General features: G+C 70.5%; 14 protein-coding genes. All 14 read right to left on the reverse strand.

Features of this window, described 5'->3' with window-relative positions:
• Positions 1-31: 31 nt before the first annotated feature.
• Entirely contained in the window at positions 32-1,117 is a 1,086-nt protein-coding gene (locus tag BLT52_RS04345; protein WP_090590988.1) for a hypothetical protein, read from the reverse strand.
• Between the two features lie 11 nt (positions 1,118-1,128).
• A complete protein-coding gene (locus BLT52_RS04350) occupies positions 1,129-2,463 on the reverse strand; it encodes a hypothetical protein (RefSeq protein WP_157676966.1) in 1,335 nt (444 codons plus the stop codon).
• A 152-nt stretch (positions 2,464-2,615) separates the two neighbouring features.
• Positions 2,616-3,626, reverse strand: coding sequence for a hypothetical protein (locus BLT52_RS04355; protein WP_157676967.1), 1,011 nt, complete (start codon positions 3,624-3,626; stop codon positions 2,616-2,618).
• 33 nt (positions 3,627-3,659) lie between these two features.
• Positions 3,660-4,208: a hypothetical protein gene (locus BLT52_RS21165; RefSeq protein WP_197679184.1), complete on the reverse strand. Its 549-nt coding sequence runs from the start codon at positions 4,206-4,208 to the stop codon at positions 3,660-3,662.
• Entirely contained in the window at positions 4,208-5,371 is a 1,164-nt protein-coding gene (locus BLT52_RS04365; RefSeq protein ID WP_172803987.1) for a peptidoglycan recognition protein family protein, read from the reverse strand. Before BLT52_RS04365 ends, BLT52_RS21165 begins: the two co-directional genes overlap by 1 nt.
• Positions 5,372-5,436: 65 nt before the next feature.
• Positions 5,437-5,730 carry a hypothetical protein gene (locus tag BLT52_RS04370; RefSeq protein WP_090590996.1) on the reverse strand — a complete coding sequence of 98 codons (294 nt, stop codon included), beginning with the start codon at positions 5,728-5,730 and terminating at the stop codon, positions 5,437-5,439.
• Between the two features lie 13 nt (positions 5,731-5,743).
• Positions 5,744-6,223, reverse strand: a complete 480-nt coding sequence (locus tag BLT52_RS04375; RefSeq protein WP_090590998.1) for a hypothetical protein — start codon at positions 6,221-6,223, stop codon at positions 5,744-5,746.
• Positions 6,223-6,648, reverse strand: coding sequence for a hypothetical protein (locus BLT52_RS04380; RefSeq protein ID WP_090591000.1), 426 nt, complete (start codon positions 6,646-6,648; stop codon positions 6,223-6,225). Before BLT52_RS04380 ends, BLT52_RS04375 begins: the two co-directional genes overlap by 1 nt.
• The gene (locus BLT52_RS04385; RefSeq protein WP_090591002.1) at positions 6,648-7,298 is read right to left on the reverse strand and encodes a hypothetical protein; all 651 of its coding nucleotides are present in this window, start codon (positions 7,296-7,298) and stop codon (positions 6,648-6,650) included. Before BLT52_RS04385 ends, BLT52_RS04380 begins: the two co-directional genes overlap by 1 nt.
• Positions 7,295-8,290, reverse strand: a complete 996-nt coding sequence (locus BLT52_RS04390; protein ID WP_157676968.1) for a hypothetical protein — start codon at positions 8,288-8,290, stop codon at positions 7,295-7,297. The genes BLT52_RS04385 and BLT52_RS04390 overlap by 4 nt, the downstream gene beginning before the upstream one ends.
• Before the next feature lie 16 nt (positions 8,291-8,306).
• The gene (locus tag BLT52_RS04395) at positions 8,307-9,806 is read right to left on the reverse strand and encodes a Gp37-like protein (RefSeq protein ID WP_090591007.1); all 1,500 of its coding nucleotides are present in this window, start codon (positions 9,804-9,806) and stop codon (positions 8,307-8,309) included.
• Positions 9,806-10,495, reverse strand: coding sequence for a hypothetical protein (locus BLT52_RS04400; protein ID WP_157676969.1), 690 nt, complete (start codon positions 10,493-10,495; stop codon positions 9,806-9,808). Before BLT52_RS04400 ends, BLT52_RS04395 begins: the two co-directional genes overlap by 1 nt.
• 170 nt (positions 10,496-10,665) lie before the next feature.
• Complete coding sequence (locus tag BLT52_RS04405) at positions 10,666-14,253, reverse strand: phage tail tape measure protein (RefSeq protein WP_090591011.1); 3,588 nt, start codon at positions 14,251-14,253, stop codon at positions 10,666-10,668.
• Positions 14,254-14,274: 21 nt separating this feature from the next.
• Positions 14,275-14,424 carry a hypothetical protein gene (locus tag BLT52_RS20700; RefSeq protein WP_157676970.1) on the reverse strand — a complete coding sequence of 50 codons (150 nt, stop codon included), beginning with the start codon at positions 14,422-14,424 and terminating at the stop codon, positions 14,275-14,277.
• Positions 14,425-14,625 lie beyond the last annotated feature (201 nt).

The following is a 14,625-nucleotide window of genomic DNA, read 5'->3' on the forward strand; positions in this document are numbered from 1 at the left end:
GTGAGGAGCCGGTGCACGCGCAGGCGGGGCATCAGGCCACCACACCGACCTGGAGCCGCAGGTCTGTCCAGTCGGTCCCGAGCAGGGTTCGGGGGTTGGTGATCATGACGGTGCGGTCGGTGGGGGTGCCGGACTGGGTGAGGGTCCATGCCTGGCGCTGGGTGGTGCCCTGCATGAGGCGGACCCGGACGGTGCCGGTGGGGTTGTTCACCGGGGTGCCGTCGGGGTTGACGGTGCTGGCGCGGATGACGAAGCCGAGCACGTCACGGGGGGCGAACTCGGCGGGGAGCCGGTACTCCTCCCACTGCTCGACGGCGGTGTAGTCAGGGGACTCGGTGCCCGTGTTGTCGGCCGCGTCGCTCAGGGCGGCGCCGTCGGTGGTGGCGACCCCGAACCGGGACCAGTCGGAGGTGGTGGTTCCGTTCTCCAGGCGGGGACCGGTGTCGCCGGTGATGGGGACGGCAGGGGCGATGTAGGGCCGCACGCCGACCGCGTCAGCACCGGTGCGGATCTGGACGTCGTCCCAGAAGAAACCGGTCGGGGTCGCGGCAGCGGTCTGCTTCCCGACACGGAAGAAGTTGAGCAGCGCGGTGGCGTCGGCCACGTTGATGCCGGTGAAGAGCTGGGAGATCTCCACCGGCGTCTCGGACTCGCCCACGTAGTAGGCGATCTGCGCGGTACCGGTGGTGGGGCTGTCGCCAGCCCGCAACGCCAGAGTCGCCCACACCCACTGCGACATGGGTAAGGGGTTGGTCGCCGTCCACAGGATGTTGCCCTTGACGTTGAGCCGGAGCCGGTTGGTCGCCTGGAGCAGCACCGAGGTGGAGACCGCGTCAGCGGCCTGAGTGGCGCGCAGCATGGTGAAGTCGGCGGTGGCGGCGGTGTCGAGCCACAGCCCGACCCCGACGTCGAGACGGTCGCTGTCGATCAGCCACCGGTCCGACGACAGCACGCCGGCGGTGGGAGACCCATGGGCAGACAGGCTGCCGTGGAATGCGCGCTCGTCGGAGTACGTGGTGCCTGCCGAGGCGAACACCGGGGCGGTAGACCCCGAGTTCTCCGGGGTGACAGGCTGACCGGGGGTGCCGGACTCGTAGCCGTTGTGACGGTTCGTCATGATGACCTCTCTCAGCCTCGGACGAGGAAGTGGGTTGCAGGAGTGACACCGGCCGCGGCGAGCGACGCGGCGGACGGCGGCCAGGTGCCGGTCACCTGGTGGGCGGTCTTGCGGACGCCGGCGGAGTCGCGGACGTCCATCGTGGTCGGGTAGCCGTCGAGCACCCAGTACGTGGAGCTGATCGCCCGGATCGACAGGAAGCCGTCCACCGAGGGGAAGCCTGTGTTGCGGAAGATGTTGTTGCCCCGCACCTTGAGCCGGCCGCCCCGCGGGTTCCTGTGGCCAGTCGAGGTCAGCGAGAAGTGGTGCGGCAGGGAACCGGTGGTGCGGGGGTTGTCCTGGCTGACGATGGAGTCCTCGATCTCGATCGTGCCGTTGACCGACTCCCAGCCCAGGCAGGAGGCCTGGTTGTTGGAGCCACCCTTGCCGTCCTGGCCGGTGTTGCTGACCTGCTCGATCTTGGAGCGGATGAAGCGATAGATGCCCGAGGTCTCCTGGTTCTCGTCGTTGGCGGCGTAACGACTGATGTAGGAGTGGTGCATCCACGAGTCGATGACCTCGTTGAGCAGCTCGTTGTTGACCATGATCATGCCGCAGACCCGGGGGCGGGCGGCGTCGATGTCGGGGGACCGGCGGCCGTCGATCTCGGTGCGGAGGATCTGTCCGTGAGGGGACTTCTGGGTGTTGAGGTTGGCGTGCTCGAAGGGCGGCGCCGCGGTCATGGCCTTCCCGAAGCCCTGGAAGCGGGCGCAGTCGATGATGTACGCCGCACCGGGGTAGATGAAGAGCCCCTGGTGGGGTGCTGACTGTGGCACGGTGGCGCCGTACCAGTCGCCCGCGACGGTGAGCGGCTGCTGGTCCCAGGACCGGCCGGTGACGCCGACCCAGATCACGGGGGAGCTCGAGGTGCCGTCGAGGCGGCAGACGCTCATCTGGTTCGGCCGGAACTCGTCCTTGTCCATCGTGTGCAGGAAGTCCAGCTGGGCCTGGCTCATCGAGTTGGGGCCCATCTCCACGAAGCACTTGTCCGCGCCGGGGCCGATGAAGCCCTGGAGCTTGGGGAACCAGAACCCGAACGAGTAGTCCTGCAGCCCGGACGAGCCGACCAGGCGGAAGCTGCTGAGTCGGTGGGCGCCCGCGGGCAGCCGCACGGCCGCGCGCCCCATGACGGGGGTGAGGGTGTTGGCCAGCCTGTCGTAGAAGGTGGCCCCGTTGGTGGACAGGTCAACGATGGTTGTCCCGGCCGGCACGTTCTTCTCGATGTCAGCCTGGCTGGTGTAGGCCCACGGCAGGTTCGTCTCTGACCAGTCATAGGCAGCGGAGTCGCCCGGTGGCGTCACAGGCACCGACGACCCGAACGCCGTCAACCTGTGGACCCTCAGCCGCTGCTGCGCCAGGGGAGGCCCGATGACCGCTCCCGGCAGGCTGCCGCGGCCGAACGCCTCCCACACCTGCCGCCCCGGCAGCCTGGTGTACTCCACCCCCGGGATAGGCGTGCTCACGTCAACTCCGTGTAGCTGTACTTGTCGATCACACCGGCCGGGGTGTCTCCCATGTGCTGCGTCGGGCCGTAGAAGTGGCGGACCCGGACCCCTGACGGGACGTCGTCGGGCAGCGGAGTTGGGGTGACGCCGTCGAGGTAGCAGACCCAGGCGCCCTCACGCCAGAACACCGACAGAGTGTCACCGCCCCGACCACCGAAGCCGCCTGTGTTCTCAAGGACCTGCTGCACGGCCAGGTCCAGGTCGATGACGTCTCCAGCGTTCGGCCGCCAGTCACCGCGCTTCGCCGTGTCCTCGGTGTCCCCCAACTCCAGGTCGGAGGTGCCCGCGCCCAACGCTCCACGGGCTGCGTCCCTACTCGTCGCGAAGGCCAGCTGCGCACCCACCTCGGTGAACTCGATCGCCTCACCACCACCGGGAATCTCAGGGAGCTGCTCGAGCGGGACGCGCCCGGCAGCGTCCAGGGATGCCACCCCGCCCGCGACGCCCTTGGCGTACACCGGCGCCGGGTTCGTGGGGGCACCTGGCGGCACCTCCACCATGTTGAGGTTGACCCCGAGCGGCAGCGACGACAGGTAGGTGTCGATGAAGTACGTCTTGCCCTTGGCCTTCGTCAGCTGCTCCAGCACCATCACCTGGAAGTCGCCCTGGACGATGTCCGGGTCGTCGACGGCCGGGAAACTGGTGAACACCGACCCGGGAAGCAGCCGGTCCCACTCGACATCCCAGGCGGTGCCGTCGAAGGCATTGCCGTCGGCGGTGGCCTGCGCCTCGGCCTGGTTCCGCAGGGTCGTGCGGATCAGGGACCGGACCGCCGGGTCCTGCTGGGAGGTGTCGCCGATGGTGATGGTCTCGGTCCAGTCACCGGGGTAGAGAACCGTCCCGTCGACCCGGGTCAGCCGCCCGGCGATCGAGAAGGACACCTTGCCGGTGATCGGCTCACCGTGGGGCGTCGAGTACCGGGCCCACACGGGGACCCGGTCCCACGCTCGCGTCGGGTTGGGCATCGTCGTACCTCTCTCAGCAGGGCGGGCGGATGGTCAGGAGGCCGGGTGCGGCTTGACGTCCGGCTGGCCGTCGGGCGGGCGGACGTCGAGGTAGCGCAGGCCCTCGCCCGGGTGCTCGAGCACAGCCGGGACGCCGGACTCGTCCAGGTCGGGGTCGTAGGGGTCGTCGGTGACGTCGTCGTAGCCGGCGTCGTCGACGTCACCGGTGATGTCACGAGCGGGGTCGAGGGTGGTGGCCTGGTTGCCGGCGAACGTGCGCTGCGCGGCGGCGCTGGCCCCGACGGGCTTCCAGAGGCCGTAGTGCATGCCGACCGCCACGAGGAAGGTCGGTAGGGCGGCCAGGAGGCTGAGGCCGATGTCGTAGACCCCGCCGGTGAGCAGGACGTCACCGAGCTCGATCAGCATGGAGGAAACGAGCGCGACCAGCGCGAGCAGGATGGCCTTGACCCCGCTGGCGGTGACCCGCTGGGTGATGAGCCCGACCAGCAGGGGTAGGACGACGGCGACGAGGAGCTGGACGACCAGCTGCGGGTCGAGGGTGAAGGCGAACATCGCCAGGGTGATGAGCATGGGCGTGAGCATCAGGACTCCTCGGAAAACAGGGCGCGGGCGGTGATGTGGCCGACCTGGACGGTGGTGGACGAGTGGTTGGTGAGCTCGAGCTGGTACTCCAGCGAGCCGCCCGTGGGCGGCTTCTTGCCGCAGCGGTCGATCTGGGTGACCTTGAAGGAGTCGCGGCCGCGGCCCTTGCCGAACTCCTGGACCTGGTCGAAGGCGTAGACGACGCGGCCGGCCTTACCCGGGGCGTACTCGACGAGGACGATCCGGGCGCGGACGTCCTCGCCCTTGCGGAGGTCGTAGACGTCGAGGGTGACCTCGAGGTCGACGAGCTGGCCGGGGACGGCGCGGACGATCTGGTGGACGCCGCTCCGGGCCTGGGTGTCGGCGGTGACCTTGAGGCGAGCCTTCTGCTTCACGCCGACGCGCTGGCGCTGGGCCGAGGGGCGGGGGGTGCCGTTCTGGTACTGGGTCATGCCGAGGATCCCTTCCGGGGCGGTGGGTGTGGTGGGCTGGCTGCTGCCGGTGGCAGGTGGGGCGGTGACGACCGGAGTGGTCGGCTTGAGGGTGCCGGGCGGGCCGTCGGCGAGGCGGGCGTTGACGTCGCGTCGGAGGCGGGCCATGTCGGTCTCGCCCGGGTCCCACTTCGATCGGGTCCACTCGCCGTGGCCGCCGATCGAGCGGCCGTCCCAGCCGTGGAAGTCGCAGACGGCGGCGCACCACAGCACGAGGCACGCGTACTGGGCGTCGGTCATGGGGGACGAGCCGTCGAACATGACCTCGTTGCCGTAGAAGCGGGCGTTGCCGTCGACGGAGTCCGGGCCGGGGGTGACCTCGCGGGTCAGCGGCATCGCGTCCTGGCGGATCAGGTCGAAGACGGCCACCGAGCCCTTCCCGGCGTGGTTGGCCCGTCCGGTGGCCCCGATGTAGGTGATGCCCTTGGCGTTGGTCGCCGCCTGGCACAGCGGTCCGGGGAGGTCGGAGCGGCCGCTGAAGAACAGGAACAGCAGGTAGGCCGCCGACTGCGCCCAGGAGCCGGTGTGGTGCACCAGGATCCCGACGACGTCGTTGAACGGCCCGGTGTAGGCGGGGCGACCGTTGCCCTCCCACCCGTCCACGAAGGCGTGCGGCACCTTCCACTTCTGCATCTGCGCCCGCCACTGGGCGGGCGTCATCGGTCGAGCCATGAGTGCCTCCTGGGCATGAGTGAGGCCCGGCCCGCACGTGCGGGCCGGGTGAGGGTGCTGGTGGGTCAATCGGACGGATGCTCGTAGAGGCGGGCCTGGCAGGCCTCCAGCTGCCCGCGGACTCGGCTGAGCTCGGTCTCTGCGGACTTGGCGCGGTCGCGCCATGCTTCGATGGCGTCGTCGGCGTGGTCGTCGGGCTCGATGGTCATGCCGATCACCGGCTGGGGGGTGGCCGGGTCAGCGTCAGGCTTGCGCCACTTCTCGATCTTCTTGACCAGCCAGGCGACGCCGCCGCCCACTGCGATGAGGAGGGCGGTGACAGCGGTGACGAGTGCGGTGATCTTCTCGGGGGTCCACACACGGCCTCCGCGGCTAGTCGGTGGGTGTCGCTGCAGCCAGCGGGACGGGGGATGCTGGGCGCTGCTGAGCCAGGGCGGCGTCGAGGCGGGGGAGTTCGCGGTGGATCTGCCGGGCCCGCCAGACGCAGCCGGCGACGATGGCGACGACCATGCTCTTCGTGGTGAGGCTGGACGCGAGCGGGTAGCCGACGATCAGCGACGCGAAGTAGAGGCCGAGGGTGAGCGCGATGGCGATGCACGCCCAGAACTCGGTGACGAGGTGGGAGCGGATGTTGGTCGGCTTGGCGGTCGAGGCGGTGATGAAGGCGAACCCGCCGGCGAGGAACAGGGCCAGCGCCCACACCGATGCCCCGTGCTCGGTGACGAGGTCGATCAGGGCCGTGGCGGTGGCGAGGTCGGTCAGGTGCCAGAGCCCGATGGCAGCGCACAGCGGGTAGACGCCGAGGGCGACACCGTGGCGGGGGGAGGTGATCTGCAGCGCTCGGTGCGGCATCAGGGCCGTCCTCTCTTGCCGGTGGCGGCGAGGGCGCACAGGGCGCACACCCAGGCGAACCCGCCGTAGACGACGGGGGCGGTGAGGAGCCCGCCGCGGCCGACGCCGAGGACGGTGGCGATGGCGAACAGCGCCCAGACGGCGGTGCACGCCAGGGCGGGCAGCACGGCAGCGGAGCGGCGCAGGATCCCCGCCACCCCGCAGGTGACGCCGAGGACGAGGAACAGCGTCGACCACACCCACGGCTGCAGCCAGGTGAAGGTGACCCCGAAGCTGCGGGCCTGGGCGACGCGGGGGTCAGCGGCGATGACGATGCCCAGACCCGCAGAAGTCGCCGCCACCAGAGCGATCAGCAGCTCGGGGATGAAGTGCTGGGCGACGCGCTCCCGAAGCTCGATGAGCTGGGCGATACGTCCGCTGGCCATCAGAGCGCCACCCAGCCATAGACGCCGGGCGCCCAGACGTTGGCCTCCGCTGTTGACTCCCACAGCTTGTCGGCGTGCGTCACGCGGTCACCCTTCTGGTAGGCGTCGTGCCCGCCGGCGGGCTGCTTCCACACCGCGACAGTCGGCGTGGCCGGCTCGGACGCGGGCGGCTCCTCGGACGGCTCTGTGCCCTGCTGGTCGACCAGCTCCCAGCCGTGCGGGTGCCCCTCTGGGCTCCACACGTTGGCGTCGATCAGCGAGCGGTACACCTGGCCCTGCCAGATCACCTGCTCGCCGATGCGGTACGAGTCGATGGCGCCGGACGGCTGCCGCCATGGCGCCGGCGTGCCGTCCTCGCCCCCGAGCTGACGCCAGCCACCCACCCCGGGCGCCCACACGTTTCCGTCGACCAGGGACCGCCACAGCACCCCGTCGTGGGTGACCGCGTCGCCACGGCGGTAGGCGGTGAGAGTGGTGGGCGGCTGCCACTCGTCGCCGGGCTGACGGTCCAGCTTCGCCAGCTGCTCGGCGGCAAGCCGCTGCTCCTGCTCGAGCATCTCGGCGCGCTGCCGGCGCCGCTCCTGCTCGGCGACCAGGTCCCGGCGGGTCTGCTCGAGCTCGCTGTCGTCCATGCTCGCGACGTCGATCACGGGAGCACCGTGTAGTTGAAGGTGACCTCGAGCGACGGCGCGTCGGTCAGCCGGCGGGTGATCTGGTGGTTGGGCGGGGCGCCGCCGCGGATGATGATGCCGCCCGAGGCGTTGAGGAACATGTCGCAGCCGTTGGTGAAGAAGGCGTCGCTGTCGCCGTGCAACCCGCCCCAGAAGGTGCCGCGGGCGTTCGCGCCGCGACGGCCTGGCTCCAGCTCGGGGACGACCCTTCCGATCTCGATGTCGCCGGTGCCGCCGTACTGGTCGAAGAGGAAGGCGGGGGAGTACTTCCGGGTCTGGACGAAGAGGTCGACCTGCTTGGCGCCGCCCGGCAGGTCGGTGACGATCGCCGATGAACCGTAGAGGCCAGCGCCGCCGTAACCCCACCCGCTCTGCCATGCGCGGATGACCTGGCCGTCCTTGAGCTCCACGGGCGGCACCTCGGGGACAATCGACCAGTTGAGGCCATCGCTCTCGTACTCGAGGTCCTGGATGCGGGCACGGCCGCCGAAGACGCCAGGGGGCAGCGCGAGCGAGGAGCGACCGCTGATCATCTTCGAGGCGCCGAGCCGGAGGTCGACCCACTCCATGATCCGTGCCTCGCCGGCCTGCAGACGGGCTAGCACCAGCGGGACATCGAACAGGGTGCCCGGGCTGCGCTGACGGCCGGCGGGCAGCGCGCGGGAGGAACCGCCCTGCACCACCACGACCTCGCCCTTGTTGGTCTGCCAGTTGATCCGCAGCGCGACCATGTCCCACCGGCTGCCCGACGTCGGCGGCACCAGGTCGCGCACTTCCTCGGCGGTGAGCTGATACCGGACGCCGTACGCGTGGCCGGATCCGACGCCGACGATGGTGCGGGTCCGGTTGGTGAGGTTCACCTGCAGGTCTAGGCCCTCGGACACCGCGTAGGGGACGCCCAGCTGCGGGGCGAGCCACGCCCAGTCGGTCTCGGTCAGGGTCCCGTCGAACCCCCACGCCAGCACAGCCATCAGATCTCCCTCGTACTCATTGGTCGGTGGCCTTCTTGCGCATCCGGCGGCCGATTGCGGCCAGCAGGTACACGAGCTGGCCCATCGGCTTGGAGTCAGCTCGTTCGCCGACCGTGGGTACGGCGCGGTAGCCGTCTTCTGGAGTCCACGACAGGCTGACGGTGCGGATGACGTCGGTGTGCGCGATGCCGGCGCCGGTGTCGGCGGTCACCTGGTCGCCGCGCCAGATGGTGCCCGGGTGGACGCGGAAGTTGTCGGTCTCGGAGACCGTGACGGCGATCCCTGCCTTCGTGTTGGCCTCGTGCAGTCGTTCCCGGCCGCGCTGCTGCATCTCGGCGACGGCCTGGGCGCGAGTGGTGACGATGGCGTCCTCGGCTCGGCCCAGGGCTGTGACTGCCTGGTTGTAGGCCGTGACCGCGGCGGCGAGCTCGGTCTCGGCCTCGACGCGGTCGACGTTGGCGTCGGCGCGATCCGCTCGAGCCTCCGACAGGTTCGTCGCTGCGGCATCCTTCTGAGCACCCGCGGGAGCGGACTCCCAGGTGCGTTGCGCCCGCGCCGCAGCCCGGTCGAGGTCGATGTAGCGGCGGGTCAGCGCATCCCGCTTGTTCTGAGCAGCTCGCAGATCCGCGCGCGCCTCGGTCAGGTCCTCCCGGCGGTCCGGGAGATCCCGCAGAGCTTCTGACCAGGCGGACCCAAGGTCCCGCGCGTCGACGAACGCTTCGAGCTTGCCGAGAGACGGACCCCAAGCCGCCTCCGCCGACTCGTTCACCACCTGCACCAGCAAGCGTCCAGTGCCTTCGCCGGGGCCGGCGACGACGCAGCGAGTGAACTCCGGGGCGGTGCGGGACCACTGCCACCCCGTCAGCACCTCAGACTTCTCGGTGAGCTTCTGGGCGAAGACGCGGGTCTGGTACACCGACAGGGAGAAGCCGGTGGCTGGCCACGGCTTCTGGACGATGTCCACCCCGAGCCCAACAGCGTCCAGGAGGGGCACGAGAGCATCAGCGGCGGTGTCGAAGCGGACGCGGGCAGTCGCGCTGCCGCCCCGCCCGAGGCTGGAGCCGGTGCTGAGCGGCCATCCCAGGCGGGCGATGTTCTCTCGGACGATCTGGAGGAAGACCGCCTCGGCGGTGCCCGTGACGACCCGTTCGGCTCGGGTCTGCGCTGCCAGTGATGCACCGGCGACTGGCCAGCACGGCAGTCCCGCCAGCATGCGGAAGTCCGACTCCACGCGCAGCTTGAGGGTGCCGGCCGCGGTCGGCCCGAGGCCGTCGGGGCGGATGATCGGACCCGACATCAACGTCCAGGGCTTCCCGTCGGGGTCCGTCACCTCGATGGTGACCCGGGCACCCTCGGCCAGCGCCCATCCCTGGCCGTCCATCTTCTGCCAGGGGATGGTGATCTCCGCCGTGGAGATGGCGTTGTGCGCGAGCTGCACGACGAGGCGGGTCCAGCCGCCCAGCCAGCCCACCCTGGCCATGTTCTTGTCGTAGACGACGATCCGCGGTCGCTGCATCAGTACGCCCGGAGGTAGGGGGGTCGGAAGGTGGCGTAGATGGAGCCGGTGCCGACCATGGCGACGGTCAGTCGCACGTCTTCACCTGCCGGGATCGGAGCCCAGTCCGCCGCGGCCACCTCTGCGCTGCTGACGTCCTCACCCGACTCGGTGAGGAGCTTCAGCGTGCCCGAGGCCGTGACGAGGCGACGGGTCTCTCCCTCGAGCAGGGTCTTCGTCGACGTCACCGTCCGGCCAGCGACGCCGACCGTCCAGGACGTGCACGGCCCGGTGATCGGCCACGTCACCCAAGCCTCGTCGTCACCAGGGTTCGTGACGCGCGCGGACCCCATCGTCTGCCCCTGCGCGAGGCGCACGACGCCACCTTCACCGGGACCGAGGAACCACGGTCCCTGGTAGCCAGTCGCGCCCCAACCTCGCTCGACGAGCTCACCCAGCCAGAAGTCGTCGCCGAGCAGCTCGAGGTCGAAGCGCTGCTTCAGCTGCACCAGCGGGTCGTAGGGCGAGGACCAGCCGTCAGCGTTCAGCCGCACCTGCAAGTCGCGCGCCGCGCCGTCAGGGGTGCGGATCGTCCAGGTGGCCGGGAACGCGGGATGGAGATCGGCAGTGAACGCCCGGTGCTGCTCGAGCCACTCCGTGGCGGTGCGGCCGGTGAGCTTGACCGGCCATCGCACGGGCCGCTCAGCCACCCGCCATCCGGTCCACCATGACCCGTGCCCGTTGCGCGGGTGGAGGTGGTGCTGCACCAGCGGCACACCGTGGCCGACGAGACCGGACTGGTCGAAGCCGAGGCTGGGTGACAGGAGATCCCACACGCGCCCGGACGGGCCGGTCAGGGTCTGGATGAGTCCCTCTGACATCAGAAGCTACCGATCGCGGAGAGGTCAAGGGCCGCCGGCTCGGGGAGCGTCTCGGCCAGGGCCTGGCGTGATCCCTCGAAGACAGCGCGGGTCATCTTGCGGTAGTCGGTGACGTCGATCAGCGCTTCGGCGATCGCCACCGGGTCGATGTGCTGGGTCGCCTGCTGGGTGGTCTGCGGCGCCTGGGTGATGTAGCGGCGCTCGACGTTGACCGAGCCGTAGGTCATGGCATCGAGCAGGTCCCGGTTGCGTGCGGTGACGTCCGGGGGGACCACGTACTCCCCGTCGGAGATCGGCACCAGGTTGGAGTCGCTGGTCGGGGTCCCCGCCCCGCGGACGAAGCCGCCCTGCCACAGCCCCCACGGGGAGGACAGGGACTGGCTGGCGCCGCCGCGGCGGAGGTAGTCCTGCGCCTGCCAGATCGCCGAGCCGCCGGCCGTACCTGCGCCGGGGGTGGGCACGCCGTGAGCGTGGCCCACCCAGTTCCCCAGACCGGCGCGGTCGCCCATCGCGATCCCCAGTCCACGGGAGGGCTGGATGAACTGCCGGTAGTTGCCGGTGATGTCGACGGCGTCCTTGGCGTGGGAGGTGCCGGAGTAGGACGTGGACGGCCGGTAGCCGCCCTGCGTGATCTGCATCCGGGCGCCAACCATGTCTTCGACCTTCAGCAGCCGGTTGGCGAAGTTCTGGGTGAAGGTGAAGCCGCGCAGGTTCACCAGCCCGCTGGACCCCAGCGGGGTCGCCGAGCCCCCCGACATGCCACCGAAGGCGGCGTTGATGCCCTCCTTCACCGACTTGGTCAGCGCCTGCATGAAGTCCTCGGACCGGACCTGCAGCGGCCAGTGCGCGGCCGAGGTGAACCCGCCAAATGACGGGGCCACCGTGCCGCCGTCGCGGTACCCACGCAGCCCGTGGAAGAAGCCGTCCAGCCCGCCGGTCAGGGCTGCCTGGCGCATCCGGTACATGGCGGCGTGGCCGCCGACGGCGTCGACCTCTTCGGGTGTCCAGACGTGCTCGTCGACGCGGAGGGTCGCCAGCTCGGTGTCGTACTTCTGCCGGCCGCGGCCGGAGAGGTTCTGGACGCGGCCGCCCTCGTCGTAGGCCGAGAACTTGGGGCCGCCGTTGATGGAGAACGTCTTCTTGATGTCGGAGACGGTCTCGCCCGCGTTGGTGGAGAAGTGCGCGGTGAGCCTGACGTCCTTGCCGTTCAGGCCGCGGATCCGCTCATCGAGAGTGCGGACCTGGCGATCGGCCTCCGTCGTTCCAGGAGCAGAGACCTTCGTCTGCTTGGCCTCCGGCAGCAGCCCGTACTGGTCAGCGAGGTCCTCCGCCTCACGGCGGGTCATGCCCATCTTCTCGGCGGTCTCGATGAACTTCTTCCGGCCACGCTCGGTGGCCTCGGTGACGTCTTCGGTCGAGGCGCCGGCCTTGATCAGCGACTCACGGTAGGAGCCAGCCGACGAGGCGATGTTGTCCAGCGCGGTCCGGTTCGCGCGGCCCTTCTCGGTGTTGATGTTGAGGGTGCGGCCGTTCTCCTCGACCGCCTTCGTCGCGTCGTCGATCGCGGACTCCATGCCGATGGCGGACCCGGAGGCCTGGAGCAGCGCGCTGGCCTGCTCGTAGTAGGCCTCGGTGGCCTCCTGAGCGGCGATGGTGGCCTCGTCGAGGGATGCGGTGAGCCCTGCGGTGTCCTCGCCGGTGTCGGAGGCTGCCTTCCCGGCGGCGCGGACCGCTGGCGGGATCTCACCGCCCATCCAGGCGACGTACTCGGCATTGGTCAGGTTGTTGACCCCGAGCTGGGCGGCCTGTGCGGCGAGCTCGTCGCGGTACTGCGGCAGGACCGCCACGATCTCGTCGACGCTGAGGCCGGCGGCCTCGAGCTCCGCGGTCAGGACCGCGGTCGCTTCCGCCGCAGGGCCGGGGTCCATCTGGGCGAGCTGGGCGTCGAGCGCGGCGAACTGCTCCTTCGCCAGGGCGAGCTCGTCCTTGACGCCCACCACGCCGAGGAGGTCGGAGCCGAACTTGGCCAGCCCGTTGTCGTAGGTGAGGGCCGTCACGGCGTCGTCCAGGGACGCCATGTTGGTCGTCAGCCCTGACGGGTCGACCGCGAAGAACCGGTCGAGCTGGTCGGTGCTCTCCCCGGCGGACTCGCCCAGCTGCTGCAGGGCCGTAGTGGCCACCCCGGCGCCGGACGGGATGTCCAGGGTGTTCTCCTGGATCAGCTTGGCCGCGAGAGCGCCCGCCGCCAGCCCGGTGGCCGCCCCGCCGGCGGCCTGACCGATCCCCTTGAGCTTGCCCGCGGTCGTGCCGTCGGGGTCGATCGTCTTCAGGTTGTCCCGCAGGTCGACCACACCGCCGACGAGCTTGACCACTCCGGCGAAGCCGAGGAGCGCGGCGGCACCGGCGGCAGCAACCACGAGACTGCCCTGCTGCACCGGCGCTGGCAGGGCACCGAAGGCGTTCACCGCGTCCGTGGCGCCCTGTGTCAGGGCCCGGAGGGGTCCGTTGGCGCCCTCGCCGGCTCCGATCAGGGCGGACTCGAAGGCGCCGCCGAGGGCCTCGAGATCCCCGGAGAGGTTGTCGAGCTTGGTGGCCGCGGTCTCCGCCGCGTACCCCTGGTCGTTGACGTCGGCGGTCCACTTGGCGATGCCGTCGGCACCCTGGTCGTAGAGCACGTTCGCGGCGCGGACGGCGTCGGAGCCGAAGATCGTGGCCAGGGCGGCGTTGCGCTGCTCCTGGGTGAGCCCGCCGAGCTGGGTCTTCAGCTGGCCGGCCAGGCCCTCCATGCCGACGAACTGGCCCTGGGCGTCGTAGACGGCCAGGCCGAGCTCCTGCATCAGCTCCTTGCTCTCACCCGTCGGGTTTCCGAGGGCCTGGAGCATGGTCTTGAAGCTGGTGCCGGCGTCGGAGCCGAGTAGCCCCGCTGAGGCGAAGGCCGCCAGGGAGCCGGTGGTCTCCTCGATCGACAGCCCGTAGGCGTTGGCCACCAGACCGGACTGGTTCAGCGCGGCGCCGAGGTCGGACACCTCGCCCTGCGCCTTGCCCGCCCCGGCGGCGAGGAGGTCCGCGATGCGGGGGACGTCCTTGCCCTCCAGCTTGAACTGGGTCATCGCGGTGGCGGCGATCTCACTGGCCTCGGCGACCCCGAGGCTCCCGGCCGCGGCCAGGTCGAGCGAGCCGCCGAGGCCGCCGCCCATGACGTCGGAGGCGGCCACGCCCGCCTTCAGCAGGTTCTCGACGCCCTCGGCGGCCTCGGTCGCTGAGAAGGCGGTCGAGGCGCCGGCGGCGATCGAGGACTCGCGGAGGGCGTCGATGTTGCGGCGTGCGTCGTCGCCTGAGGAGGCGACCGCCGACATCTGGGAGTCGAAGTCGGCGTAGGTCTTGACCGCGATGCCGACCCCGGCGGCCAGCCCGGCGCCCATGTAGCCGGCGGAGGTGGAGAGGTCGTCGAGGGCCTGACGGTTCTTGATGGCCCCGTCGTTGCCCCGGTCGTAGAACCGGTCAGCGGCGCGGGAGGCCTTGTCGATCCCGGACATGAAGCCAGAGACGTTGGCTCCGAGGCGGACGACGACGCTCTGCTCAGCCACGCACGCACCACCTCTCCGGGGTCAGTCGGTGAACTCGCTGCGGTGTCGTGCGAACCAGGACCGGTGGTGGGTCGCGGTGGGGGTGCCGGCCTTGCGCGCGGCGTCGTCCCGCTTGGCCTGGTTGATCTGTGCGAGCTCGACGGCCTCAGCGGCCGGGCAGGCGTTGAACACGGGGACGTAGTCCTCGGGCGTCTCGTGTGCATGGTCGGCGTAGGGGCGCCCGCAGCCAGGGCACGCCAGCGCCTCCCAGCGGGTCAGCTCGTTGAGCAGGTCGACGGACCAGTCGTCCCAGTCGGAGTCCCGGACGGTCTCCGCGGAGACCAGGCGGCCGTTGTCGTCGTAGAGGTAGGTGGTGCGCTCCTGCGGCTCCCA

Origin of the sequence: Auraticoccus monumenti (genome assembly GCF_900101785.1) — a bacterium.
Classification (GTDB): Bacteria; Actinomycetota; Actinomycetes; order Propionibacteriales; family Propionibacteriaceae; genus Auraticoccus; species Auraticoccus monumenti.